The organism is Amycolatopsis nalaikhensis (assembly GCF_030264295.1).
GTDB classification, from domain to species: domain Bacteria; phylum Actinomycetota; class Actinomycetes; order Mycobacteriales; family Pseudonocardiaceae; genus Amycolatopsis; species Amycolatopsis nalaikhensis.
The window spans coordinates 3031564-3054694 of the sequence record NZ_CP127173.1 but is presented as its reverse complement, the minus strand read 5'-3'; the positions used below and the strand labels follow the sequence as shown (position 1 = coordinate 3054694).

Annotated in this window: 26 protein-coding genes; 5 read left to right on the top strand and 21 right to left on the bottom strand. The window is 71.2% G+C overall.

Translation table 11 applies throughout. The annotated features are described in order from the left end of the window. Positions 1 to 47: 47 nt before the first annotated feature. Positions 48 to 1217 carry a GGDEF domain-containing protein gene (locus QP939_RS15100; protein WP_285459753.1) on the top strand — a complete coding sequence of 390 codons (1170 nt, stop codon included), beginning with the start codon at positions 48 to 50 and terminating at the stop codon, positions 1215 to 1217. A gap of 4 nt (positions 1218 to 1221) precedes the next feature. Here QP939_RS15100 and QP939_RS15095 read toward each other — a convergent pair whose 3' ends face one another. Then, a complete protein-coding gene (locus tag QP939_RS15095; RefSeq protein ID WP_285457396.1) occupies positions 1222 to 1866 on the bottom strand; it encodes a TetR/AcrR family transcriptional regulator in 645 nt (214 codons plus the stop codon). Positions 1867 to 1954: 88 nt separating this feature from the next. Here QP939_RS15095 and QP939_RS15090 point away from each other — a divergent pair, with 88 nt between their 5' ends. Continuing rightward, a complete protein-coding gene (locus QP939_RS15090) occupies positions 1955 to 3178 on the top strand; it encodes an alpha/beta fold hydrolase (RefSeq protein ID WP_285457395.1) in 1224 nt (407 codons plus the stop codon). Between the two features lie 54 nt (positions 3179 to 3232). On the opposite strand, the gene QP939_RS15085 is transcribed toward QP939_RS15090, so the two are convergent. Then, positions 3233 to 3643, bottom strand: coding sequence for a DUF3151 domain-containing protein (locus QP939_RS15085; RefSeq protein ID WP_285457394.1), 411 nt, complete (start codon positions 3641 to 3643; stop codon positions 3233 to 3235). A gap of 220 nt (positions 3644 to 3863) precedes the next feature. Here QP939_RS15085 and QP939_RS15080 point away from each other — a divergent pair, with 220 nt between their 5' ends. From QP939_RS15080 to QP939_RS15070, 3 genes are read left to right on the top strand one after another with little or no spacing between them, the layout of a single operon-like run. Further along, a complete protein-coding gene (locus QP939_RS15080) occupies positions 3864 to 5036 on the top strand; it encodes a hypothetical protein (protein ID WP_285457392.1) in 1173 nt (390 codons plus the stop codon). A 32-nt stretch (positions 5037 to 5068) separates the two neighbouring features. Beyond that, entirely contained in the window at positions 5069 to 5347 is a 279-nt protein-coding gene (locus tag QP939_RS15075; protein ID WP_285457390.1) for a type II toxin-antitoxin system Phd/YefM family antitoxin, read from the top strand. Next, positions 5340 to 5744, top strand: coding sequence for a type II toxin-antitoxin system VapC family toxin (locus tag QP939_RS15070; RefSeq protein WP_285457389.1), 405 nt, complete (start codon positions 5340 to 5342; stop codon positions 5742 to 5744). The genes QP939_RS15075 and QP939_RS15070 overlap by 8 nt, the downstream gene beginning before the upstream one ends. 4 nt (positions 5745 to 5748) lie before the next feature. Here the strand turns inward: QP939_RS15070 and QP939_RS15065 are convergent, their stop codons facing one another. The 19 genes from QP939_RS15065 to QP939_RS14975 all read right to left on the bottom strand — a co-directional run bounded on the left by QP939_RS15065 (position 5749) and on the right by QP939_RS14975 (position 22985). Next, positions 5749 to 6405, bottom strand: a complete 657-nt coding sequence (locus QP939_RS15065; RefSeq protein ID WP_285457388.1) for an MBL fold metallo-hydrolase — start codon at positions 6403 to 6405, stop codon at positions 5749 to 5751. Between the two features lie 32 nt (positions 6406 to 6437). After that, a complete protein-coding gene (locus QP939_RS15060) occupies positions 6438 to 6923 on the bottom strand; it encodes a flavin reductase family protein (protein ID WP_285457387.1) in 486 nt (161 codons plus the stop codon). After that, positions 6916 to 7764, bottom strand: coding sequence for a hypothetical protein (locus tag QP939_RS15055; RefSeq protein ID WP_285457386.1), 849 nt, complete (start codon positions 7762 to 7764; stop codon positions 6916 to 6918). The genes QP939_RS15060 and QP939_RS15055 overlap by 8 nt, the downstream gene beginning before the upstream one ends. Continuing rightward, positions 7761 to 8360, bottom strand: a complete 600-nt coding sequence (locus tag QP939_RS15050; protein ID WP_285457385.1) for a hypothetical protein — start codon at positions 8358 to 8360, stop codon at positions 7761 to 7763. The genes QP939_RS15055 and QP939_RS15050 overlap by 4 nt, the downstream gene beginning before the upstream one ends. 22 nt (positions 8361 to 8382) lie before the next feature. Then, positions 8383 to 9159, bottom strand: a complete 777-nt coding sequence (locus tag QP939_RS15045) for an AfsA-related hotdog domain-containing protein (RefSeq protein WP_285457384.1) — start codon at positions 9157 to 9159, stop codon at positions 8383 to 8385. Next, positions 9144 to 9881, bottom strand: coding sequence for an SDR family oxidoreductase (locus QP939_RS15040; RefSeq protein WP_285457383.1), 738 nt, complete (start codon positions 9879 to 9881; stop codon positions 9144 to 9146). The genes QP939_RS15045 and QP939_RS15040 overlap by 16 nt, the downstream gene beginning before the upstream one ends. Next, on the bottom strand, positions 9878 to 10555 hold the full coding sequence (locus tag QP939_RS15035; RefSeq protein WP_285457382.1) for an HAD family hydrolase: 678 nt from the start codon (positions 10553 to 10555) through the stop codon (positions 9878 to 9880). Before QP939_RS15035 ends, QP939_RS15040 begins: the two co-directional genes overlap by 4 nt. After that, positions 10555 to 11943 carry an MFS transporter gene (locus tag QP939_RS15030; RefSeq protein WP_285457381.1) on the bottom strand — a complete coding sequence of 463 codons (1389 nt, stop codon included), beginning with the start codon at positions 11941 to 11943 and terminating at the stop codon, positions 10555 to 10557. Before QP939_RS15030 ends, QP939_RS15035 begins: the two co-directional genes overlap by 1 nt. Positions 11944 to 12014: 71 nt before the next feature. Further along, positions 12015 to 13109: an LLM class flavin-dependent oxidoreductase gene (locus QP939_RS15025; protein WP_285457380.1), complete on the bottom strand. Its 1095-nt coding sequence runs from the start codon at positions 13107 to 13109 to the stop codon at positions 12015 to 12017. A gap of 40 nt (positions 13110 to 13149) precedes the next feature. After that, positions 13150 to 13404, bottom strand: coding sequence for an acyl carrier protein (locus QP939_RS15020; protein WP_285457379.1), 255 nt, complete (start codon positions 13402 to 13404; stop codon positions 13150 to 13152). 29 nt (positions 13405 to 13433) lie between these two features. Beyond that, on the bottom strand, positions 13434 to 14441 hold the full coding sequence (locus QP939_RS15015) for a beta-ketoacyl-ACP synthase III (RefSeq protein ID WP_285457378.1): 1008 nt from the start codon (positions 14439 to 14441) through the stop codon (positions 13434 to 13436). 207 nt (positions 14442 to 14648) lie between these two features. After that, entirely contained in the window at positions 14649 to 15644 is a 996-nt protein-coding gene (gene ilvC / locus QP939_RS15010; RefSeq protein ID WP_285457377.1) for a ketol-acid reductoisomerase, read from the bottom strand. Positions 15645 to 15663: 19 nt separating this feature from the next. Beyond that, positions 15664 to 15918, bottom strand: coding sequence for an ACT domain-containing protein (locus QP939_RS15005; RefSeq protein WP_285457376.1), 255 nt, complete (start codon positions 15916 to 15918; stop codon positions 15664 to 15666). 13 nt (positions 15919 to 15931) lie between these two features. Further along, a complete protein-coding gene (locus QP939_RS15000) occupies positions 15932 to 17683 on the bottom strand; it encodes an acetolactate synthase large subunit (protein WP_285457375.1) in 1752 nt (583 codons plus the stop codon). A 2-nt stretch (positions 17684 to 17685) separates the two neighbouring features. Beyond that, on the bottom strand, positions 17686 to 18918 hold the full coding sequence (locus QP939_RS14995; protein ID WP_285457374.1) for a dihydrolipoamide acetyltransferase family protein: 1233 nt from the start codon (positions 18916 to 18918) through the stop codon (positions 17686 to 17688). A gap of 1 nt (position 18919) precedes the next feature. Next, positions 18920 to 19930, bottom strand: coding sequence for an alpha-ketoacid dehydrogenase subunit beta (locus QP939_RS14990; RefSeq protein WP_285457373.1), 1011 nt, complete (start codon positions 19928 to 19930; stop codon positions 18920 to 18922). Position 19931: 1 nt separating this feature from the next. Continuing rightward, positions 19932 to 21020 carry a pyruvate dehydrogenase (acetyl-transferring) E1 component subunit alpha gene (gene pdhA, locus QP939_RS14985; protein WP_285457372.1) on the bottom strand — a complete coding sequence of 363 codons (1089 nt, stop codon included), beginning with the start codon at positions 21018 to 21020 and terminating at the stop codon, positions 19932 to 19934. Positions 21021 to 21210: 190 nt separating this feature from the next. Beyond that, positions 21211 to 21903, bottom strand: coding sequence for a thioesterase II family protein (locus QP939_RS14980; protein WP_285457371.1), 693 nt, complete (start codon positions 21901 to 21903; stop codon positions 21211 to 21213). Continuing rightward, the gene (locus QP939_RS14975) at positions 21900 to 22985 is read right to left on the bottom strand and encodes a hypothetical protein (protein ID WP_285457370.1); all 1086 of its coding nucleotides are present in this window, start codon (positions 22983 to 22985) and stop codon (positions 21900 to 21902) included. The genes QP939_RS14980 and QP939_RS14975 overlap by 4 nt, the downstream gene beginning before the upstream one ends. Between the last annotated feature and the right edge of the window lie 146 nt (positions 22986 to 23131).

The window sequence follows — 23131 nt, the reverse complement described above, 5'->3', positions numbered from 1 at the left end:
CCCGCCCCCGCGACTGGATCATCGCGACGCTGACCGCCATCGCGGTCATGCTCACGTGGACGGCCGTTTCGTTGCTGACCGTGCCGGTCACGCTCGCCCAGGTGGGGACGTTTGCCCTGCTCACAGCCCTGGCGGTGGCGCAGACGGAGGTCAGCAGGCGGCTGGAGCGGCAGCGCCGGATCCTCAGCAACGGCCCCTACATCTCGATGACTTCGGTGTGGCTGCTGCCCGCCGGGCTGCTGTTGCCGGCTCAGCTGGTGGCCACGCTCGGTTGCGTGCTGTACGTGTACTTGGCGTTCCGCAGCTGGTCTGGCACCCGTCCGGGTGAATTTCACCGAGTGGCAGCGAACGCGACCACGATGATCTTGTCGGCCTTCACCGCGGGTGTCGTGGGTCACATGACCCTGGGGAGCGGCGTCGCGACGGTGACCCTGGCCGCACTGGCCTTCTTCACGGTCAACACCGCGCTCACCGGCCTCGGCCTCTACCTGGCCGACCCGAAGAACGCGACACCGGTGTCGTGCCTGGGCACCATGGACGACAACCTCCTGGAGCTGTCCACCCTGTGCGTCGGCGCGCTGCTGGTGATGGTGCTGAACGAAGAGCCGCTGCTGTCCGGCCTGGTCATCCTGCCGCTGTACGTGCTGCAGCGGTCCGTGCTGATCAAGCGGCTCGAGGAGCTCGCCACCACCGACCAGAAGACGCAGCTGCTCAACGCCACCACCTGGCAGGACGGCGCCCAGCGGGAGATCTCGCGCGCGGAGCGGGAGAACGGCAGCTTCGGCGCGATGATGATCGACCTCGACCACTTCAAGCGGATCAACGACACCTACGGGCACCTCGCGGGGGACGACGTGCTCAAGGCGGTCGCCGCGGTCGTCAAGCAGGAGACGCGGGCGCACGACCTGGTCGGCCGGTTCGGCGGCGAGGAGTTCGTCGCGCTGCTGCCCGCGACGTCCAAGGAGGACGCGATCGTCACGGCGGAACGCATCCGCCAGCGGGTCAGCGAGCTGGTCATCAGCACCACGACCAACGAGGGCGAGGCCGTCGACATCGTGCGGCAGACGGCGTCCATCGGCGTCGCCGCCTACCCGCTCGACGGCGCGTCCATCGAGGAGGTGATGGCGTCCGCCGACGCGGCCGTGTACGCGGCCAAGCATGGCGGGCGCAACCGGGTGGTCGGCTCGGTCGCCATCCCCGCGATGGCCGCGGCTTAGCTGCCTACCGCAGCCGCTCGATGACGTCGCTCGCCTTCGTCTGGAGGCGGGCGACGCCGCCGACGGTGAACTCGGTGAGCAGGTCGATCAGGGCCTCCTGGTCCGGCGGCTCACCCTCCCAGGTGGCCTGGACCAGTGACTCGGTCATCGCGAAGAAGAGCGTGACGAGCGCGCGGTCGGCGCGGCCCGAGTCGATGCCGTGCGCGGCCCACCGCTTGCGGCTGGCGTCGGCGTAGACGACCGCCAAGCGCTCCCTCAACCGGGTGAGAGCGGGGTCGCCCGCGCGCTCGGCCGCGCGGAGCACGCCGTAGCCCTCGGGGTGGTCGGCGACGAAGGTGACCATGTTGGCGTAGTTGGCCCGCGCCCAGGCCCGCAGGCCGGGCTGCGGGTCGGTCACCGACGGGCCCGCGATCGCGGCGAAGGCCTGCTCCTCGGTGGCGGCCACGACCTCGGCGAACAGCGTCGCGCGGTCGCCGAACTGCTCGTAGACGGCCTGGCGCGAGACGCCGGCTTCCCGCGCGATCTGCTCGATCGTCGCGCCCTGCATCCCGTGCTGCGCGACGACCTTCGCCGTCGCGTGCAGCACGCGGGCGCGCTGCTCCCCGACCGGGAGCTTGCGCGGCCGGCCACGCGGAGCGGGGCTTGACATGGTGGTCCACCTCACGTGATTCTTTTTCCGACACCTCTGTCTGAAAAGGTGTTCCCCGCGCACTCGTCCTGCTCAACGAGGAGCAAGCATGCGTATCTTCCCCCGCCGCGCCCTGGCCGCGGCCGTCGCCACGGTTTCCGTGCTGGCGCTTTCCGCCCTCGGCCCGCCGTCGGCCGCCGCCGCGTCCTTCTACGACCCGCCTTCGCCACTCCCGGCGGGCAGCGACGGCGACGTCATCCGCCACGAGGCGTCGACCTTCTACATTGACCCGGTCCAGCTGATCAAGGCCGACGCGAGCGTGCAGCGGATCATGTACCGCAGCCGGGACACGCACGGCTCGCCGATCGCGGTCACCGGCACCGTGCTGACGCCGCGCTCGGCCTGGCACGGCAGCGGGGTGCGCCCGATCGTCTCCTACGCCGTCGGCACGCAAGGCGAAGGCGACGACTGCGCGCCATCGAAAGCGCTCGCCGCCGGGTTCGAGTACGAAGGGCCGTTCATCGCCGGGCTGCTGGCGCGCGGCTACGGCGTCGTCGTCACCGACTACGAAGGACTCGGCACACCGGGCGACCACACGTACGTCAACCGCGAGGCGGAGGCGCACGCGGTGCTCGACGCGATCCGCGCGGCGCAGCGGCTGCCGGAGGCGGGCCTCCCGGACGACGGCCCGGTCGCGATCGCGGGCTACTCACAGGGCGGCGGCGCGTCGGCCGCGGCGGCCGAACTGCAGCCGAGCTACGCGCCCGAGTTGAAGCTGAAGGGCGCGTACGCGGGCGCGGTGCCCGCGGACCTGGCCGCGGTGGCCAAGAACCTCGACGGGCACTACGCGGTCGGGTTCCTCGGGTTCGCGCTGGTCAGCATGAACTACGCGTACCCGGAGCTGAACATCCCGGCGCTGCTCAACGCGCGCGGCAAGCAGCTGTTCGAGCAGGTCCGCACCGAGTGCACGGTGGAGGCGGTCGCCGCGCACGCGTTCACGCAGTCCTCGACGCTGACCAGCGACGGCCGCTCACTGACCGCGTACCTCGGCGAAGAGCCCTACGCGTCGCGGGTGGCGGAGCAGAAGATCGGGACGCTGAAGCCGTCGGTGCCGGTGCTGATCGTCCACAGCGCACTCGACGACATCGTGCCGTACGAGCAGGACCGGACGCTCGGCCGGACGTGGTGCGGCAAGGGCGTGAAGGTGCAGTTCAGCACGTCGCTGGTGCCGACGCACGTACTCGGCGCCGTGCGCGCGTACCCGGAGGCGTTCGCCTGGCTGGAGGGCCGCTTCGCCGGTCTCCCGCCGATCTCCAACTGCGGCCTGTTCTGACGTCGTGAGTGTTCAGGGCGGTTCTAACCGCCCTGAACACTCACGACCGGGGCGTCACTTGAGGCCGGTGGCTTCCGCTGCGGCCGGGTCGGAGTCGGCGAGGAAGGTCTTGCAGCGCTCGTACTCCTCGGTCTCGCCGATCTTGCCGGCGGCCTTGCCCAGGACGGCGAGGGCGCGCAGGAAGCCCTGGTTGGGGCGGTGCGACCAGGGCACCGGGCCGAAGCCCTTCCAGCCCGCGCGGCGCAGCTGGTCGAGACCCCGGTGGTAGCCGGTGCGGGCGTAGGCGTACGCGGCGACCGTCTCGCCGGCGTCCAGGGCCTTCTCGGCCAGCGAAGCCCAGGCCTCGCTGTAGTCGGGGTGTTCGGCGGCGACGGCGGCCGGGTCGTTCCCGGCGTCGAGCGCGGCCTGGGCGGCGGTGTGCTCGGGCAGCAGCGTCGGCTCGGGGCCGAGCAGGTTGTGCGTCATGGGGGCCATTCTGCCCTCAGAAGAAGAGGCTCCCGAGAACCCCGCCACCGGCCAGCACCAGCGCGGCGATGAGCACGCCCGCGACAACTCGTTTCGGCATCATGGCGGCACACCCTGCCAACCGGCGCGCGCCGAACGCAAGTCGTCCACCCTTAGGGGTGAATCCGGGTTTTTCGCGGTCTTAGCCCGCTCGTGACCATGACCGGCCATGATGTCCGGCATGGCCAAGGCAGTCGACGTCCCGGTGGACGTGATCCCGCGCAGCCCGATCGGCAAGACGCGGCTGTTCTTCACGCGGCACTGGCACCGCGGCGCCCCCGGTCAGCCGACACCGGACTGGGTGCTCCGGTTCTGCTACGGGATGTGGCTGACGGCGTTCGCGTTCAAGCTGGTCGGCTCGTCGTGGGACATGTCGTGGCACTTCAAGTGGCTGCGCGACGACCTGGCGCCCCCGCACCTGATCAACACGGTCGGCACGGTGATCATCGTCGTGCTGGTGGCGATCCACAGCTACACGGGGCTGGGCTGCGACAAGCGTTCGCTGCGGCTGATGCAGATCGGGCTGCTGACGTTCCTCGTGGCGGCACCGCTGGACGTGATCAACCACCGCGTGAACGGGCTCGACCTCACAGCGTGGAGTCCGTCACACATGATGCTGTACCTGGGAACGGGCATCATGCAGGCGGGCGTGCTCCTGGCCTGGCTGCGGTTCGCGCCGCCCGGGCGGTTCCGGACGGGCGTGCTGCTCGGGCTGTGGGCGTTCTTCCTCGAGAACACGTTCTTCCCGAACGGGCAGCAGGAGTACGGCATCCTCGGGCTGCGGGCCTGGGAGCGCGGGGCGCCCGAGGCCGAGCAGTCGTTGATGGACTTCGCGGCCAACCAGATCGGGCATCCGGTCGACCGGACCGCCATCCTGCACTTCACCATGCCGATTCCCGAGTGGGTTTATCCGCTCTGGGGGATCGGGGTGACGGCTTTGATCCTGGCCCTGGCGCGGGCGACGCTGGGCCGGCGGTGGTCGGCTTCTTTCGTGGCGCTGGCTTACGTGGCTTATCGGTGCGTGATGTGGCCGCTGCTGCTCGGGCTCGGGTTCCCGGTGTCGACGGTGCCGTTCTACCTGCTCATTGTTGGGCTCGCGGTCGACTTGGCTTTCGCTATTGGACGCGGGCACGGGTTGCTCACCGCGGGCGCTGGGGCGTTGCTCGTGACCGCGTTCGGGTATGGGGCGCTGTGGGTTCAGGCGCAGTTCCGGCCCTGGGTGCTCGGGGACGCGCACACGGAGTCGGCCCCGCCAGTCGCTTACTGGACGGCTTTGGTGGTGCTCGGCGGGGTGTTCGTGCTGTGGGCCGCGGCGGGACCGGCGAGCCGGAAGTGGACTTCACGAACGGCGTAGCACCGCGTGCTACACCGGGCTACACTTGAGTCGTGAAGGTGATCAGCCAGCGGGAGTTCCGCAACAACTCCGCCGCGGTCATGGACGCCGTCGAGGCGGGCGAGACGTACCACGTCACGCGCAACGGCGTGGAAATCGCCGAAGTGCGACCCGTGCCGAACAGGAAGCGGTTCACCGCGGAAGAGCTGGTCGAGCGGCACAAGCGGCTGCCGAGGGTGGACGCGGCCGCGCTGCGCCGGGAGGCTGACGAACTCTTCGGCGAGGACCGCCTCGGCGAAGACGACAACCCGTGGGAGCGCCGACGTGGCTGAGCGTCGAGCCGCGGGCGTGCTCGACACCTGCACCTTCATCGACCTCGGCACGCTGGACCCGAAGGTGCTTCCGGAACTCCCGGAGATCACGGCGGTGACCATGGCCGAACTCCACCAGGGCGTCGTCATGACGGCGGACCCGGCCGAACGAGCGGTGCGCAACGAGCAGCTGGGCGCGGCCATCGTCGAGTTCACACCCCTGCCGTTCGATGGCGAAGCCGCAGCGCGGTACGGCACGCTCGTCGCGTTGACGCTTGCCGCGGGGCGGTCGCCGCGACCACGCAGGATGGACCTCATGATCGCGGCGATCGCGTCCTCACGGAACTTGCCGCTCTACACCCGCAACCCGGACGACTTCAAAGGGCTCGAGAGCCTGCTCGAAGTCGTCGCGGTTTGACCGGTCACCAGCCTCGGGCTCGCCACTCCGGCAGGCTCGGCCGCTCGGCTCCCAACGTCGTGTCCTTCCCGTGCCCCGGGTAAACCCAAGTCTCATCCGGCAGCTCGGCGAAGATCTTCTTCTCGACGTCGTCAATGAGCGAAGCGAACCGAGAAGCGTCGTTCTCCGTATTCCCCACCCCACCAGGGAACAAAGAATCCCCGGTGAACAGGTGCGGAATCCCCGAAGGATCCCGGTACAGCAGAGCGATACTCCCCGGCGAGTGCCCCTTCAGGTGACGAGCGGTCAAGGAAACCGCCCCGACCTGGATCGTGTCCCCGTCATCAACGGGAACGTCGATCCGAGCATCGATCCCCTCGACGTCGTCCCGGCCCGCATACGTGCGAGCCCCCGTCGCCGCGGCCACCTCGGCCAAAGCCGTCCAGTGGTCCCAGTGCCGGTGCGTGGTCACGATCGAAGCCAACCCGGCATCCCCAGCCAGAGAAAGCAACGTCGAAGCCTCCGCCGCCGCGTCGATCAGCAGCTGCTCGCCCGTTTCGCGGCACCGCAACAAGTACGCGTTGTTGTCGATGGTGCCGACCGACACCTTCGTGATCGTCAGCCCGGAGGTCTCCCGCACGTCTCCCGGACCGCCGGTGGTGACCACACCGGTGTAAGCCATCGCAAACCCCTTCTCCGAATCCGCCGACTTCCTCAGGATGCCAGCCTCGCGTACCGCCCCGAGTGGAAGATCAACGGCTCTCCCTCGTTCGGGAGCGACCAGTCCAGCGCCCGCGCCACCACCATCTCGTGGTCGCCCGCCGTGACCAGCTGCTCGATGCGGCAGTCCAGCCAGCCCAGGCCGTCCGGCAACGTCGGGTGGCCTGACGGCGTGCGCACCCAGTCGCGGCCGCTGAACCGGTCCGCTCCGCGCGTCGCGAACACGCGGCACACCTCCTCGTGGACGTCGCGCAGGATCGTCACCGCGAACCCGTCCGCCGCGCGGATCGACGGCCACGTCGTCGACGTGTGGGCCGCGCACAGCGCCACCAGCGGCGGGTCCAGGGACACCGACGTGAACGAGTTCGCCGCCACGCCGACCGGACCCTCCGGCGTCTGCGCCGTCACCAGTACCACGCCCGTGCTGAACCGGCCCAGCACGGCCCGGAACGACTGCTCCGTCAGGACGCGCTCAGGCATGGGTCACGAACTCCCCGAAACTCGGGCCCTTCAGCCGCAGCTGGGCGTGCACGTCGCCGCCCAGGCCGAAGTGGCCGATCGCGCCTCCGTAGTTGCGCTGGTAGCTCATCCACAGCAGCACGATGTTCATGATCCGGTCGCCGGGTGCGTTCTCCGGGAACGGGTTCGGGATGCGGGCCGCATAACTGCCGTTGCCCTTGTGGTCGGCGACCAGCACGTTCGGGATGCCGAGCGGACCCGGCCGCGTCGGGCCCGCCGGGTCCAGGTCGCGGCGGCGCACCGACATCACCGTGTACACGCTGTTCGGCACCAGACCCGTGAACTCGCACTGGAAGTCCGCCGCGCGGCCGCCGTCGGCCAGGCTCACCGTCAGCTGCCCCGCCGCCTCCACCCACTGGCCCAGCGTAATCGGCTCGGTCAGCTTCGGGCCGTCCTCCGCCCGCGAGTCCGGGATCGGCACCTCGTGGAACGCGTAACTCGGCCGCACCACCTCGAGCGCGCCCGGCAGCTGGTCCGGCGCGAACACCTCGGGGTAGTTGTTGCACGGCAACGGCAGCGGCAGCGTGTACAGCACCATCTCACGGTCCGAAGTGGACAGTTGCGACAAGTCCGAAGGCAGCTCACGCACGATGTCGTACGGCGCGTTCCCGCCCAGCTCGGGCACCGGGCTCCCGGCCGACACCAGCGCATTGCCCCATTCCGTGACGACACTCCCGTCGGGACCCGCGCGGTTCACCCGGCCGATCACGACGAAGTCGCCGTCGGCGTTCATCACCTCGCTCGGCGGGTAGGCCGGGCCCTGCGTGGTGACGCTCAGCTCGTACGTGGCCGACGTCGTCACCGCGGCACCCGCTTGTAGACCCGCGTGTACAGCCCCGACTCGGTGACGAACTTCGAGTGCGCGTACTTCGCGATTTCGGCGTACCGCTCGGACTGGAACGGCTTCGCGTACTCCGCCGGGTCGACGGAGAAGCCCGAGACGAACATGATGCCCGGCTCGGTGCTCAGCAGCGAGTGGTAGGCGAGGAAACCTTCGACGTTCGGCGACGTGCGGACGATGTCGAAGATCGTGTCTTCGCGCCAGGTCAGGTACTCCTCCAGCACCGGCAGCTTGACCTCGACGTGGCGCAGCTGCACGTACGGCGTGTCCGGCAGCAGGCCCTCGACCGGCCGCGGCGCGTCGACGAACCGCAGCACCTGGCGGCGGACGTCGCCGTCGGCCAGCGGGCTCAGTGCCTTCGTCAGGGTCTCCCAGCCCGCCGTGGCCGCGTCGAGCTCGGACAGCGAGTCCAGCGGCGTCAGCTCCAGCACGGTCGAGGCCTCGGCGCCTTCGTACAGCGCGGCTTCCGGGGCGTGCGCCCGCCAGGTGCGGACGGCTTCGGGCAGGTTCTCGCCGGTCACCGGGACCTCGGTGACGAGCAGCAGGGGTGCGGGCATGGCGGCTTTCCTTTCGTGGTGGCTATTCGGCGGCGGCGAGCTGCGGCAGGCGGCGGAGCAGGTAACGGGTGGCGCGCTCGGCGCCGCGGTGCTCCTTGTGCGCCAGCACCGCGCTCCGGAACGCGGAGCAGCGCATCCGCACGCTCGCGACCGGCAGCCCGGCCTGTTCGAAGTCGATCCGGACGTCGAAGTCCAGCTGCTCGGGGTCGCTCACGTCGGCGGTGAGCACCTCGCAGGTGATCTCGGTGTCCAGCGGGTACAGGAAGGCCTGGAAGCTGCTTTCCATGGCCCCCAGCGTGTACGCGTAGTGCGTGCCGGCGGCCGCGTAGTAGCGCTCGCCGACGGCGAGGAACATCTGGCGCGCCGCCTCGAGCACGACCATGCCCTGGACGTGGCTCGCCTGGTGGTCGAGCAGCAGCTCCTGGTCGCCGTGCAGGCGCAACGCGGCGCGGTAGCGCGTGTCGCCGAGGCGTTCGAGGCCCGCGATGAGGACGTTGTGCTCGCGGTGCTTGTGCGTCTCGGCCTGGCCGCAGAGCGGGCCGCGGTTGCTTTCGACGATGCGCGTCGACTCCGCGAGCCCGGCGCGGTCCAGCTCGAACCGCACGCGGTCCCACTGGAACGCCGTGAGGCCTTGGCCTTCGGCGAGGACGAGGTGCTCGCCCGGCTGGTGGACGCCGCCGCGCACGTCGGCGACGAACTGCGACACCGTCCGGACCGACGGCAGCGTGGCGAACGGCGCGAACCGGTCGCCCACCAGGAAGAGCGTCGTGACGTCGGCCATGGTCACGCCCACTGCCACGCGTCGAGCTCGATGGTGGCCGCGTGCGCGCGGCGTGAGCTGGTCAGCACGGCCACGGTCGCGTCGGCGACGTCCTCGGCCGACAGCATCCGGTCGAGCTGCTCCGGGGTGAAGTCGCCGACGTGCGGGATCATGTTGGTGCGGAACGCCGTGTCGACCTTGTCGAGCACCAGGGAAGAAACCCGGACGCCCCAAGGGCGCGCTTCGGCGGCGAGCGACTTCGTCAGTCCCTCGACGCCCCACTTCGACACCGAGTAGGCGAGCATCGCGCCGGGCGCCGCCGCGCGCTTGCCCCAGATCGACGACATGTTGACCACGAACCCGTCGCCCGCTTCCTTCATGTGCGGCAGCACGGCGTGCGCGGTCAGGAAGTAGCCGGTCAGGTTGATGTCCAACGTCTTGCGCCACATCTCGACGTCGGTGGTCAGGATCCCGCCGAAGTACGCGACACCCGCGACGTTGAGCAGGTAGTCGATCCGGCCGAACCGCTCGACGGCCGCGGCCACCGCCGCGTCGACCGCCTCGGCGTCGGTGACGTCGTGCGCCGACGTCAGCACCTGGTCGGCGGGCCAGCCGTGGTCGGCGACCAGCTTCGCCAGCCCGTCGGCGTTGTTCGAGTGCAGGACCAGCCGGGCGCCGCCGGCCCCCAGCCGAGCGGCCAGCGCCGCGCCGATCCCGCCGTCCGCGCCGGTGATCAGCGCGACCTTGTCCGCGAAACTCATGGTCTTCCCCTTCCCCCGCCGGCTTGCGAAAGCACCGGCCAGCCGTGTTCGCGCGCGTGGGCGGTGAGGACCGGGTCCTCGCCGATCACCACCGGGTGCCCGACCGCGCGCAGCAGTCCGAGATCACTGGCGTGATCCCCGTATCCCCAGCAGTCCGCAATGGACACGCCGAGCTCGGCGGCGGTCTTCGCCACCGCCTCGGCCTTCGCCGCGCCGATCATCGGCTCGGTGACCGTGCCGGTGAACCGGCCGTCCGCGCCGACGTCGACGGTCGTGCACAGCACCCGGTCCGCGCCCAGGTCCCCGGCGACCGGGTCGAGCGCGGGCGGGAACGAGCCCGACACGAGCACCACGACGTCGCCCGCGGCCCGGTGCGCGGCCAGCGCCTCGACCCCGGCCGTGACGAAGGCGCCCGGCCGGGCCCGGTACCGCGCGTACCAGTCCCGGCCCGCCGCCCGCACCTCGGCGGCGTCGGCACCGGCGAACCGGGAGTAGAACGCGCGGTTGACGTCTTCCCGCGGCATCCCCCGCGCCGAAAGCTCCCGCACGGCGGCGGCTTCCCGCTCGTAGGCCGTCCCGTCGTCCCCGCACCGGGCGAGCCAGAAGCGGAGGAACTCGAACATGCTCTTGCCGGTCAGCAGGGTCTCGTCGACGTCGAAGAACGCCGCCCGCATCAGGCCACCGCCACCTTCGCGGCGCGGCTGCGCAGCGCCACGATCACCAGCAGCGAGCCCACCGCGGCCACGGTGATCACCAGCCCGATGACGTGCAGGCTGGTCACCGTGCCGAGCACCGCGACGCCGAGCGCGACGCCCGCCTGCCGGGACGCGCTCTGCGCACCCTGGCCGGTCGCCGCCAGTTCGGGTGGCGCGGCGGCGGCCATGTCCGCGGTCGCCGCGGGCACCACCATCGTGCCGCCGATGGTCAGCAGGATTTCGAACACCACCAGCAGCGGGTACGCCGGGTCGTCGCCGAGCGCGACCAGCCCGATGCCGGCGACGAGGCTGGCACCGAGTCCGGCGAGGATCACCTTGGGCGCGCCGAACTTCGCCACCGAGCGGCCCGCGATGAGCGGCAGGACGCACGACGGCAGCGTCATCGGCAGGAACGCCACCCCGGCCTCCAGCGGCGTGAACCCGCGGTCGCGGATCATCCACAGGGTCAGCCCGAACAGCGCGCCGTAGAAGATGAAGCTCGCCATGGCCCCGGCCACCAGGTCGGCCTTCACGCGGCTGAGCGCGAGCAGTTTCGGTGGCAGCACCGGGGCTTCCGCCCGCCGCTCCACGAAGGCCAGCGCCACGAACGCGGCGAGGCCCAGCGCGATCGCGCCCAGCGGCAGCGCCCGGCCCCAGCCCTCGCTGCCCGCGTCGATCAGGCCGAACGTCAGCGCGGCCAGCCCGACGATCGACAGGACCAGCCCGGCCCAGTCGATCTTCTTGTACGACTTCGGCCGGTGGCCGGACAGCCCGCGCGTCGGCAGCAACGCCAGCAGCACGATCAGCGGGTTGACCAGGAACACCAGCCGCCAGCCGCCGAGGTCGACCAGCGCGCCGCCGATCACCGGGCCGGCGACGAAACCGATGCTGCTCAACGCGGCCCACGTGCCGACCGCCTTCGAGCGCTTCGCCGGCTCCGGGTAGAGCGCGGCCAGCAGCGCCAGTGACGCCGGGACGAGCCCCGCCGCCGACGCGCCGAGCAGCGCCCGGCCGGCGATCAGGCCGGTCGCGTTCGGCGCGACCGCGCACACCACCGACAGCAGCGCGAACAGCACCATCGACGTCCGGTAGACCCGGCGCGGGCCGAGCCGGTCGGCGATCGAGCCCGACGCGAGCAGCAGCCCGGCGAAGACGACCGTGTACGAGTCGACGGTCCACGGGAGTTCGGCCGTGGTGGCGGACAAGTCGCTGCGGACGTCGGGCAGGGCGACGTTGAGGATGGAAACGTCCAGGATGACCAGGAAGTTGCCCACCACGAGGCTGGCGAACAGCAGAGCGGTCCGCCAGCGGGGTGCGGGCGGCGCGCCGGCCACCGCGGCGGCCTGCTTGTCCCCGGCGACTGTCATGTCATGACTCCGATTCGATTCGTTGTGTCCGGACGGGACGGGTGGGGACCGGGGTAGTCCGGACGCGCGGCTCAGGCGCGGCTGGCGACGGCCCAGTCGATGGACTCCTGCGGCCGGTCGGCACTGCCGGTGAGGTACGGCGCGACGTACCGGGCGAGCAGCTCCATGCTGCGGTTGGTCTTCTCCCAGGTCGTCCAGTCGGGCAGGTAGACGAGCAGGGTGCCGAAGCCGCCGGTCTTCTCCTGCAGCCGCTTGATGCCGGCGATGACGTCCTCGGGCGAGCCGACGAGCGCGCCACCGGCGTCGATCCGCGCGTCCAGCTCCTTCTCCCGCGGGATGCCCGGCGTGGAGACGTCGCGGCCGGCGGCCTTGCCGAAGTAGTCGAAGAGCCAGCGGTCGAAGCCGTCGCGGACGTCGGCGAAGGCCTGCTTCGTCGTCTCGGCGACGTGCACGGGCAGCGCGACGCGCCACTTGTCGCGGCGCATGGTGTTGCCGTGCTCGGCGGCGGACTCCTCGGCGGCGGCCCACTGGTCGTACAGCCCGATGCTGTGCGGCGCGCCCGGCTGGGTCAGCGCGAAGGACACCATGTTGAGGCCGTACTGGCCGGCCAGCTTCGGCGCGGTCAGCGACGTCCCGCCGCTGGCGATCGCGACCTCGATGCCGTCCTGCTGGAACCGGGCGAGGTGCAGCTTGGCGTTGTTCAGCCCGTACCAGTCGGTCTTCTCGCTGATCCGCTCTTCGCCGTTGACCAGCTCCAGCACGGCCGGCAGCGCCTCCTGCAGGCGGGTGCGCTGGTCGGCGGGCTCGAGGCCGAGCATCTTCGCGTCCGTCGGCACGCCGGGGCCGACACCGAGGATGTAGCGGCCGCGCGAAAGGTGGTCGAGGTGCACCGCGCGGGTGGCGACGTGGAACGGGTGGTGCCAGGACAGCGGCACGACGCCGTTGGCGAGCTTGATCTGCTGCGTGCGCTGGGAAGCGGCGGCGATCATCGTCTCCGGCGCGCCGACCAGGCCCCAGCCCAGCGAGTGGTGCTCGCCGAACCAGGCCTCGTCGAAGTTCAGGTCGTCGACGAGCTCGACGAGGTCGAGGTTGCGGCGGATGGCCAGATGCGGGTCCTGCCCGGTCTCGTGGACCGGGGACAGGAACACGCCGAGGCGGCTGTACACAGTTTCCTCCTGGAGGGAGTTTCCGGGTGAGTGGAAGACTTCAGACGGCGGCGAGGCGGTCGCGCAGCTTCGCGACGACGGCCGCGACGCTGCCGGATTCGAGCAGCTCTTCTTCGGAGAACCGGATCTTGTAGCGGCGTTCGAGGACGACGGCGAGCTCGAGCATCATCAGCGAGTCGAGGCCCGCCTCGGCGAACGGCGTCTCCGCGGTGAACTCCTGCTCGAACTCGAGGTTTTCGGCGAGCAGCTCGACGATGCTCGTGGCCACTTCGCCGGTGTCCAACAGCTTCTCCATCCGTGGTGCCTTCTTTCGCGAGATCGAGATCAGATGTCCAGCACGGCGAGCTCCGGCCAGCGGACCGCCGCCGACGCCCAGCTCAAGCCGCCGCCGAACGCGGTCATCAGCACGCGGTCGCCCGCCTTCAGCCGTCCGTCCAGTGCCGCGTCGGTCAGCGCCAGCGGGATGGACGCCGCCGAGGTGTTGCCCACCCGGTCGAGGTGGACGAGCATCCGCGCGCGGTCCACTTCGAGCACGTCGGCGACGGTGTGCAGGATCCGGACGTTGGCCTGGTGCGCGGCGCACCAGTCGACGTCGGCGGCGGTCCAGCCGATCTTCCCGAGCAGTTGCTCGGACGAACCGGCCATCCGGTTGACGGCGTGGGTGAACATGTCCTTGCCCTGCATCACCATGTAGCGGTCCTCGGGACGCCGAGGGTCCCCTGTGGACAGTTCGCGGCTGCCGTCACCCGGCACCCGCGCCAGCTCCCGGTGCGCGCCGTCACTGCCGAGGTCGAAGCCGAGCAGCGCGCCCGGCTCGTCCGCGTCGCCCGCCCGGACCACCGCGGCCCCGGCGCCGTCACCGAAGATCACCGACACCGCACGGTCTTCCGGGTTGAGCCGGGTCGACCACAGGTCGGCGCCGATGGCCAGCACGCGGTCGGCGACCCCCGCCGCGATCGCCCCGGCCGCCACGGAAAGCGCGTACAGGAATCCCGCGCAGGCGGCGGAGATGTCGTACGCGGCCACCGTGCCGAGACCGAGCGCCTCGGCCACTTCCGGTGCCGTGGCGGGCATCGGCTGGTTCGGCGTACTGGTGGCCAGCACGACCAGGTCGACCGAATCGACGCCCGCCGACTTCAACGCCCGCTGCCCGGCGACGGCCGCCAGGTCACCGGTCGTCGTGCCGGTGTCGGCCCAGTGCCGCTCGCGGATCCCGGTCCTGGTCCGGATCCAGCTGTCGCTGGTGACCATCGTGGCCGCCAGGTCGTCGTTGGTGACCGTGCGCGGAGGCACGTACGCCCCCAGGCCGGCCAGTACCGCCGCACGACTCATGGTCCAGCTACCTCCGTATTGCTTGCCCGTCCGGCCTCGCGGCCGTTCCGCCCCCAGCGGCGAATAGCGAAAGTTCAGCGAACGAAAAGTTTCGAGATCCGGCGACGGTGCCGGGAAGAAAAGTGCGCCACCCGTGGCGACGTCGGTAATTCTATCGGCACCGGGCCGCCTCGTGAAGTTTGCACAGTGGCCGTGTGCAAACCGGCCTCAAGCGGGATCGACCCAGCTCATGAGCTTGCGAAGCCGGGTACCCGTGGTCGCCAGCAGGCCGTCGGCGTCGGCCGCGCGAAACTGTTCGTACCGCTTCTTCCCACTTTCGTACTCGGCCATCCAGGTGGCCGCGAAGGAACCGTCCTTGATTTCGGCGAGCACCTTGCGCATCTCGGCCTTGGTTTCGTCGGTGACCAGCCGCGGGCCGGTGACGTAGTCGCCCCATTCCGCGGTCTCGGAAATCGACCAGCGCATCTTTTCGAGGCCGCCTTCGTACATCAGGTCGACGATCAGCTTCAGCTCGTTGAGCACCTCGAAGTACGCGATCTCCGGCTGGTACCCGGCTTCCACGAGCGTCTCGAAACCGGCCTTCACCAAGGCAGAAGTCCCGCCGCACAGCACGGCCTGCTCGCCGAAGAGGTCGGTTTCGGTCTCCTCGGCGAAGGTCGTCCGGATGACGCCCGCCCGCGTGCCGCCGATCGCCTTCGCGTAGGACAGCGCGAGGTCGAACGCCTTGCCCGTGGCGTCCTGCTCGACCGCGGCGATGCACGGGACGCCCTTCCCGGCGGTGAACTGCCGCCGCACCAGGTGGCCGGGTCCCTTCGGGGCGACCAGGCAGACGTCGACGTCGGCGGGCGGTTCGACGTAACCGAACCGGACGCTGAAGCCGTGCCCGAAGAACAGCGCGTCGCCGGGTTCGAGGTGCTCGCGCACGGATTCCGCGTAGACGCGGCCCTGCACGGGGTCGGGCACCAGCACCATGATCAGGTCGGCTTCGGCAGCGGCCTCGGCCGGGGTGACGACCCGCAGGCCCTCCTCCTCGGCCTTGGCGCGGGACGCCGACTCGGCGGGCAGGCCCACCCGGACGTCGACGCCGGAGTCGCGCAGGCAGAGCGCGTGCGCGTGGCCCTGGCTGCCGTAGCCGAGCACGGCGACCCGGCGCCCTTGGATCGTCGCCAGCTCGGCGTCGGTTTCGTAGAACAGTTCAGCCATCGGTTCGCTCCTCGGGGATTCAGACGGCGGCGAGCTCGGCCGCCGGTTCGGTGACGACGCGCTGGACACCGACCAAGCGGTCCAGCTGCAGGGCCAGGCGGCCGACGGGACGCGGCCCTTCGCCGACGACGACGGTCAGCCGGGCGACGGCGGGGTGGTCCGTGGCGCCGAAGGTCAGTTCTTCGATCGGGTAACCGCGGCCGCGGCACAGTTGCACAACCCGGGCCAGCACGTCCGGGGTGTGGTCGACGATGAAGGAAAGCCGGTCCGGCATGGGTTCCTCCGGTTCAGTCGGTGAGGTCGCCGAAGTCGGGGCGCACGCCCCGGGCGGCCTGGATGTCGTCGTTGCCCGCGCCGGCCGCGACCATCGGCCAGACCATCGCGTCCTGGTGCACGACGAAGTCCACGACGACGGGCCGGTCGTCGCAGGACATGGCTTTGTCGAGCACACTGTCGAGGTCTTCGGGCCGCTCGCAACGCAGCGCGTAGCAGCCCATCGCCTCGGCCAGGCGGACGAAGTCGGGGCAGCGGGTGCCTTCGACGTCGTCGCCGAGGCGCGTGTTCGAGTAGCGCTCGTCGTAGAAGAGCGTCTGCCACTGCCGGACCATGCCGAGCGCGCCGTTGTTGATCACGGCGACCTTGATCGGCAGACCTTCGAGCGCGCAGGTGACGAGTTCCTGGCAGGTCATCTGAAAGCAGCCGTCGCCGTCGACGGCCCAGGCGACCGCGTCCGGCCGAGCGGCCTTCGCGCCCATCGCGGCCGGGACCGCGTAACCCATCGTGCCGAGCCCGCCCGAGTTCAGCCAGGTCCGCGGCTTTTCGTGCGGCAGGAACTGCGCGGCCCACATCTGGTGCTGGCCGACGCCGGCGGCGTAGACGGCGTCCGGCCCGGCGACCTGCCCGAGTCGTTCGATCACCTGCTGCGGGCTGAGCAGGCCGTCCGGCGCCGGGTCGTAGCCGAGCGGGTACGTCCGCCGCCAGTGCTCGAGCGTCGCCCACCACTCGCGCCGGTCGGCCGAGCCGAGCTGCGCGACGACGGCGGTCAGCTCGCGCAGCACTTCGGCGGCGTCGCCGACGATCGGGACGTCGACCGCGCGGTTCTTGCCGATCTCCGCCGGGTCGACGTCGACGTGCACCACCTTGGCGCCACGCGCGAACGTCTCCGGCCGCCCGGTGACGCGGTCGTCGAACCGGGCCCCGATCGCGACGACGAGATCGGCCCGCTGCAACGCGGTCACGGCCGCCACCGAGCCGTGCATCCCCGGCATGCCGAGGTGCTGCGGGTGGCTGCCCGGGAACGCGCCGAGCGCCATCAACGTCGTCACGACCGGAGCGCCGGTGAACTCGGCGAAAGCCCACAGTTCAGCCTCGGCCGACGCCTTGACGACGCCGCCGCCGACGTACAGCACCGGGCGCTTGGCCTCGGCGAGCAGCCGCGCGGCCGCCCTGACCTGGCCCGGGTGCGGTGCGGGCACCGGCCGCGCGCCCGGCAGGTCCAGCCGGACCGGCCAGTCGAACGTCGTCGCCGCCTGCAGCGCATCCTTCGTGATGTCGACCAGGACCGGGCCCGGCCGCCCGCTCGCCGCCAGGTGGAAGGCCTGCGCGAGCACGCGCGGGATGTCGGCGGCGTCGCGCACCTGGTAGCCGTGCTTGGTCACCGGCATGGTCATGCCGAGGATGTCGGCTTCCTGGAAGGCGTCCGAGCCGATCAGCGCGCCCGGCACCTGCCCGGTGATCGCGACGACCGGCACCGAGTCGAGGAAGGCGTCGGCGAGCGGGGTGACCAAGTTCGTCGCGCCCGGCCCGGACGTCGCCAGGCAGACGCCGACTTTGCCGCTCGCCTGCGCGTACCCGGTGGCGGCGTGCCCGGCGCCCTGCTCGTGGCGGACCAGGACGTGCCGGACCTTCGCCGAGTCCAGCAGCGGGTCGTACGCCGGGAGGATCGCGCCGCCGGGGATGCCGAAGACGGTGTCGACGCCGAGCGCTTCGAGCGTCGCCACGAGCGCGCCCGCGCCGGTCGTTCTCTGGGGTTCGGTCACGGTCAGCTCCAGGTGAGCAGGCGCTTCGGCCGTTCCAGCACCGCGCCGGTGTCCGCGAGCACGCGGGACCCGAGCTCGCCGTCGACCAGCCGGTGGTCGAACGACAGCGCGAGCGTGCACACGTGCCGCGGCCGCACCTCGTCCCCGACCACCCACGGCTGCCGCTTGATCGCGCCCGCCGCGAGGATCACCGCTTCGCCGGGGTTGAGGATCGGGGTGCCGGAGTCCACGCCGAAGACGCCGATGTTGGTGATGGTCAGGGTGCCGCCGGCCAGGTCGGCCGGGGTCGTCCGGCCGGCGCGGGCGGTGGCGGTCAGCTCGCCGAGCGCGGCGGCCAGGCGGGGCAGGGTCAGCGTGTGCGCGTCCTTGACGTTCGGCACGAGCAGGCCGCGCGGGGTGGCCGCGGCGATGCCCAGGTTGACCCGGTCCTTGACGACGATCTCCTGGTGGGCGGCGTCGAAGGTGGCGTTGATCTCGGGGTGGCGCCGGACCGCGGTCAGGAACGCCTTCGCGACCATCAGCAGCGGCGTCACCCGGAGCCCGGCGAAGTCCGGGTCGGCCTTCAGCTCCTCGAGGAACCGCATGGTGCGCGTGACGTCCACGGTGAGGAACTCGGTGACGTGCGGGGCGGTGAACGCGCTGGCCACCATGGCTTCCGCGGTCGCCCGGCGGACGCCCTTGACCGGGATCCGGCGTTCGTCCATTGTGGACTCCCCGGGGACGGCGTTGCGGACGTCGTCGCGGGTGATCAGCCCGCCCGGCCCGGTCGCGGGGACGCGGTCGAGCTCGATGCCGAGGTCCCTGGCCAGCCGTCGCACGGGCGGCTTCGCCAGCGTCCGGCGGTCCACCGGCGGCGGGGGCGACGGACGGCGTCGCGGCCGCCGTTCGCGTGCCCCGGTGGTCACGCCGTAGCCGACGAGGACCGCCTGCTTCGGCTCGTCCTCTTCGGCGAGGATCCGCTCGGCCTCCTGCGTGACGCCTTCGTCGGCCACCGTGATGACGACCGTCCCGATGTCCACTGTGGACGACTCGGGGTAGCGGATCTCGTGCACCACCCCGTCGAACGGGATGGGCAGTTCGACGACCGCCTTGGCCGTCTCGACTTCGCAGACGGTCATGCCGTCGGTGACGCGGTCGCCGGGGCCGACGAACCAGCGCAGGATCGTCGCCTCGGTGAGCCCCTCGCCGACGTCGGGCATCTCGAACTCGCGCAGCTGCATGGTCGGGCTTCCCATTTCAGTAGGCCACCGCGCGCTCGGCGGCGTCGAGGACGCGGTCGAGGTCGGGCAGGTAGTCGTGTTCGAGCCGCGACGGCGGGTACGGCAGGTGGTAGCCGCCCGCGCGCAGCACCGGCGCCTCCAGGACGTGGAAGCACCGTTCGGTGATCCGGGCGGCGATCTCGGCGCCGAGCCCGAGGAACGTCGGCGCCTCGTGCACGACGACCAGCCGTCCGGTGCGGCGAACGCTCGCCTCGATCGTGTCGAAGTCGACCGGCGACACGGACCGCAGGTCCAGGACCTCCAGGCTCAGCCCTTCGCGCTCGGCGACCGCGGCCGCGTCGAGGCAAGTGCGGACGGTCGGGCCGTACGCGGCGAGCGTGACGTGCTCGCCGGGCCGCGCGATCCTGGCCCGGTGCAACGGTTCCGGCACCGCGGCGGTGTCCACTGTGTCCTTGTCGTAGTACCGCCGCTTGGGTTCGAGGAAGAGCACCGGGTCGTCGGCTTCGATCGCCTGACGCAGCATCCAGTAGGCGTCGCCGGACGTCGCCGGTGAGACGATCTTCAACCCGGCCACGTGCGCGAAGAGCGCCTCGGGCGACTCGCTGTGGTGCTCGACGGCACCGATCCCGCCGCCGAACGGGATGCGGAGCACCACCGGCAGCCCGAACCGGCCGCCCGAGCGGGCTCGCATCTTCGCCAGCTGCGTGACGATCTGGTCGTAGGCGGGGAAGACGAAGCCGTCGAACTGGATCTCGACGACCGGCCGGTACCCGCGCAGCGCCAGGCCGATCGCGGTGCCGACGATGCCGGACTCGGCCAGCGGCGTGTCCATCACGCGGTCCTCGCCGAACTCGCGCTGCAGCCCGTCGGTCACCCGGAACACCCCGCCGAGCCGGCCGATGTCCTCGCCCATCAACACGACCTTCGGGTCGGCGGCGAGCGCGTCGCGCAGGGCCTGGTTGATCGCCTTGCCGAGCGGCAGCGTGCGGGCCGGGGCGGCGGTTTCCGGCAGGTCGAGCACGGTCATGTCAGCTCCCCTTCGCGTCGACGAACGAGTCCGCGTACTCGCGGTGGAAGGCGGATTCCTCGGCCATCAGCGGGTGTTCGCCGTCGTAGACCTGGCCGAACAGCTCGGAGAAGTCCGGGTCCGGCATGGCGCGCACGGTCGCGCGGACCTCGCGGGCCAGCCGCTCGCCTTCGGCGTCGACCTCGGCGAAGAACGCCTCGTCGGCCTGGCCGGTCTTCTCGAGGTGGGCCCGCAACCGGGCGATCGGGTCTTTCGCGGCCCACGCGGCCACTTCTTCGTCGTCCCGGTAGCGCGTCGGGTCGTCGGACGTCGTGTGCGCGCCCATCCGGTAGGTGAAGGCCTCGATCAGCGTGGGCCCTTCGCCGCGACGGGCGCGGGCGACGGCGTCGCGGGTCACGGCGACGCAGGCGAGGACGTCGTTGCCGTCGACGCGGACGCCGGGCAGGCCGAACCCGGCCGCGCGCCGATACAGCGGCACGCGGCTCTGCCGTTCGGTGCGCTCGGAGATCGCCCACTGGTTGTTCTGGCAGAAGAACACCACGGGCGCCTGGTAGACGGCGGCGAAGTTCAACGCCTCGTTGACGTCGCCCTGGCTCGTGGCGCCGTCACCGAAATAGACGATGACGACCGAATCCGCGCCATCTTTCGCAACACCCATTGCATATCCGGTCGCGTGCAAAGTCTGCGAACCGATGACGAGCGTGTAGAGGTGGAAATCCCGTTCAGCGGGAGCCCAGCCACCGTGGGTCGCCCCGCGGAACATCCGGAAAATGTGCAGCGGATCGACGCCACGCGAAATCGCGACGCCGTGGTCCCGATAACTGGGAAAGACGTGGTCGCCGGGCGCCAATCCGTTCGCGGACCCGATCTGCGCGGCTTCCTGGCCGAGCGAAGACGGCCACAGCGCCAGTTCGCCCTGCCGCTGCAGGGTGACGCCCTCGGCGTCGACGCAGCGGGTCACGACCATTTCGCGGTACCAGGAACGCAGCTGGTCCGGCGTGGTTTCGAGCCGGTGGGCAGGGTGCTCGACCCGGTCGCCGTCCGGCGTGAGCAGCCGGACCGGCTCGTCATCGGCGTGTGGTGCGGACAAGACATCCCCCGTTTCCGGTCAGCACGGATCCCCCTCGGCGAACGGCGGCGAGAGAGGAAGGAAGCGGCGCCGGAAATCACCCCAGTGGCGGCCGCGCCCGCCGACACTGGCGGGACTTCGAAAGCGATTATGCCCGGCCGCGCCGATGCGGCCAAGGAAGTGTGCAACCGGGGCTCCCCAGTTGCACACCTCAGTTCCCGAGAATGGTCCGGAGCCGTTCGAAGAAGACGGATTTCGACTCGCGCGGGAAGAAATGGCCGCCGGGAATCGGGTGAAACCGGGCGTCGACGCCGGAGTACGAGGACCACGCCCGCGCGTCGGCGAGCGGGACGAGCGGATCGGCGGTCCCGGCGAAGACGTCGATCGGCACCGGCAGTGGCGATCGCGGGTCTTCCCGGTGGGTGGCGCACAGGCGCAGGTCTTCGCGGAGCTTCCCGAGCATGGCGGCCCGGCGGCCATCCCCGCCGAGGAGGGCGGCGGGAACGTCCGAAACGGACAGCAGCCAGGCTTCGAGCTCGTCGTCGGTCAGGTTCCGCGCGCGGCTGATCGGGTGCGCGAGGTGCGGGGCGGCGAACGCGCCGAGCAGGAGCCGGTCGGGGAGGCGTTGCCCGCGGGCTTCGCGCAGGCGCGCCAGCCGGTACGCGACGAGCGCGCCCATGCTGTGGCCGTAGCAGACGTACGGTTCCTCCAGCCGGGGCGCGAGGTCGTCGGCGAGCCGTTCGACGAGCGCGGCGAAGTCCGGGTGCGCCCCGGCGGGCAAGGCGACGGGCACGACTTCGACGGCCCCGCCGAGCGCGTACTGCCACCCGGCGAAGGCCGTCGGACCGCCGCCCGCGTGGTGGAAACCGAAGAGCCGCAGGGTGGTCGACGCGGTGGCGGTCACGTCAGCTTGCGTTCCAGGTCTTCGGCGACGCGCAGCCAGGCTTTGGCGTATTCGCGCGCGACTTCGCCGACCATGGGGACGCAGTGGGCGGGAACGACCTCGGTCAGCTCGACGCGGTGCCGCACGGCGCGCGCGTTGGCGGAGAGGAGGCGCAGCAGGAACCGGCCCTGCTCGGTGAACTTGAGCGAGGGATCGTTCATGAGCGCCTCGAGCGCGGCCGCGGGCGAGTCTTCGCGCCGGGCGGCGGGCACCTCGGGCACGGAGGCGACGGCGGGCAGCGATCGCACGGCGCGGCTTTCGGGGTTCGCGACCGGCTCGGCGACGACATCAGCTCGGACCGAGTCTTCGATCTGCTCGGCCTCGGGTTCCCGAGGCGCCGCCACCCGCAACCCGCCCGGCACCGGGTCTTCCCCCCGCAGCATGCGGTTGCGCACGTCCCGGACCGTGCCCGGCGAAATCCCCGCCAGCTCGGCGATCGACCGCAGCGACGCCCCCGGCATCTCCTCCAGCAACCGGCGCGCGTGGGCCCGGCCCGCCGCCGTGCTCAGGGGCCGCATCTTGCCGTCGCGGCCGAGGCGGGCCGCGGGCTGGCCCGCTCCCGACACCGCGCGCCGCAACCCCGCGACCGTCTTCGCCGACAGTCCCGCGATCTCCGCGATCGCCCGGTCCGACCACGCCGGGTGGGTGCGGAGGATCCGGTCGGCGGCCGCCGCGCGGTCGCGGCTCGACAGCGGCAGTCCGTGCGTCGTGTTTTCGCGGACGGACAAGATGAACGCGTCGCGCTCGTCGCCGTCGAAGTAGCGGACGCGGATCACGTCATCGCCGCGGACGACCGCCGCGGCCAGGCGGTGGCGGCCGTCGATCACCCGGCGCGTCGCGCGGTGGACCGTGATCGGCGGCAACACCGAGTCGGCGTTCGCGAGCAGCTTCGCGTGCTCGGCGTTCTCGCCGGCCGCGCGGGGCGATTCGCCCGGCAGCAGCGAGTCGAGCGGTACGAGTTCGACGGCCGAAAGCCGCGGGTGCCAGTCGGCCGCGGTGGCCGCCCGGTCCGCGGCCGCGGACGGCAGCGTGTCGGTGTTCATGCATCCCCCAAGCACCCGGCACGGCAGGAGTTGCCGCGCTCGTGACACCGCCAGCATAGCAAGTTTCATACCTGCGAGAAGGTTTTTTCCGCCGATTTGCGTGATGTTAACGTGACTTTGCGCCCTCAGTCGTCACTCGAAATCCT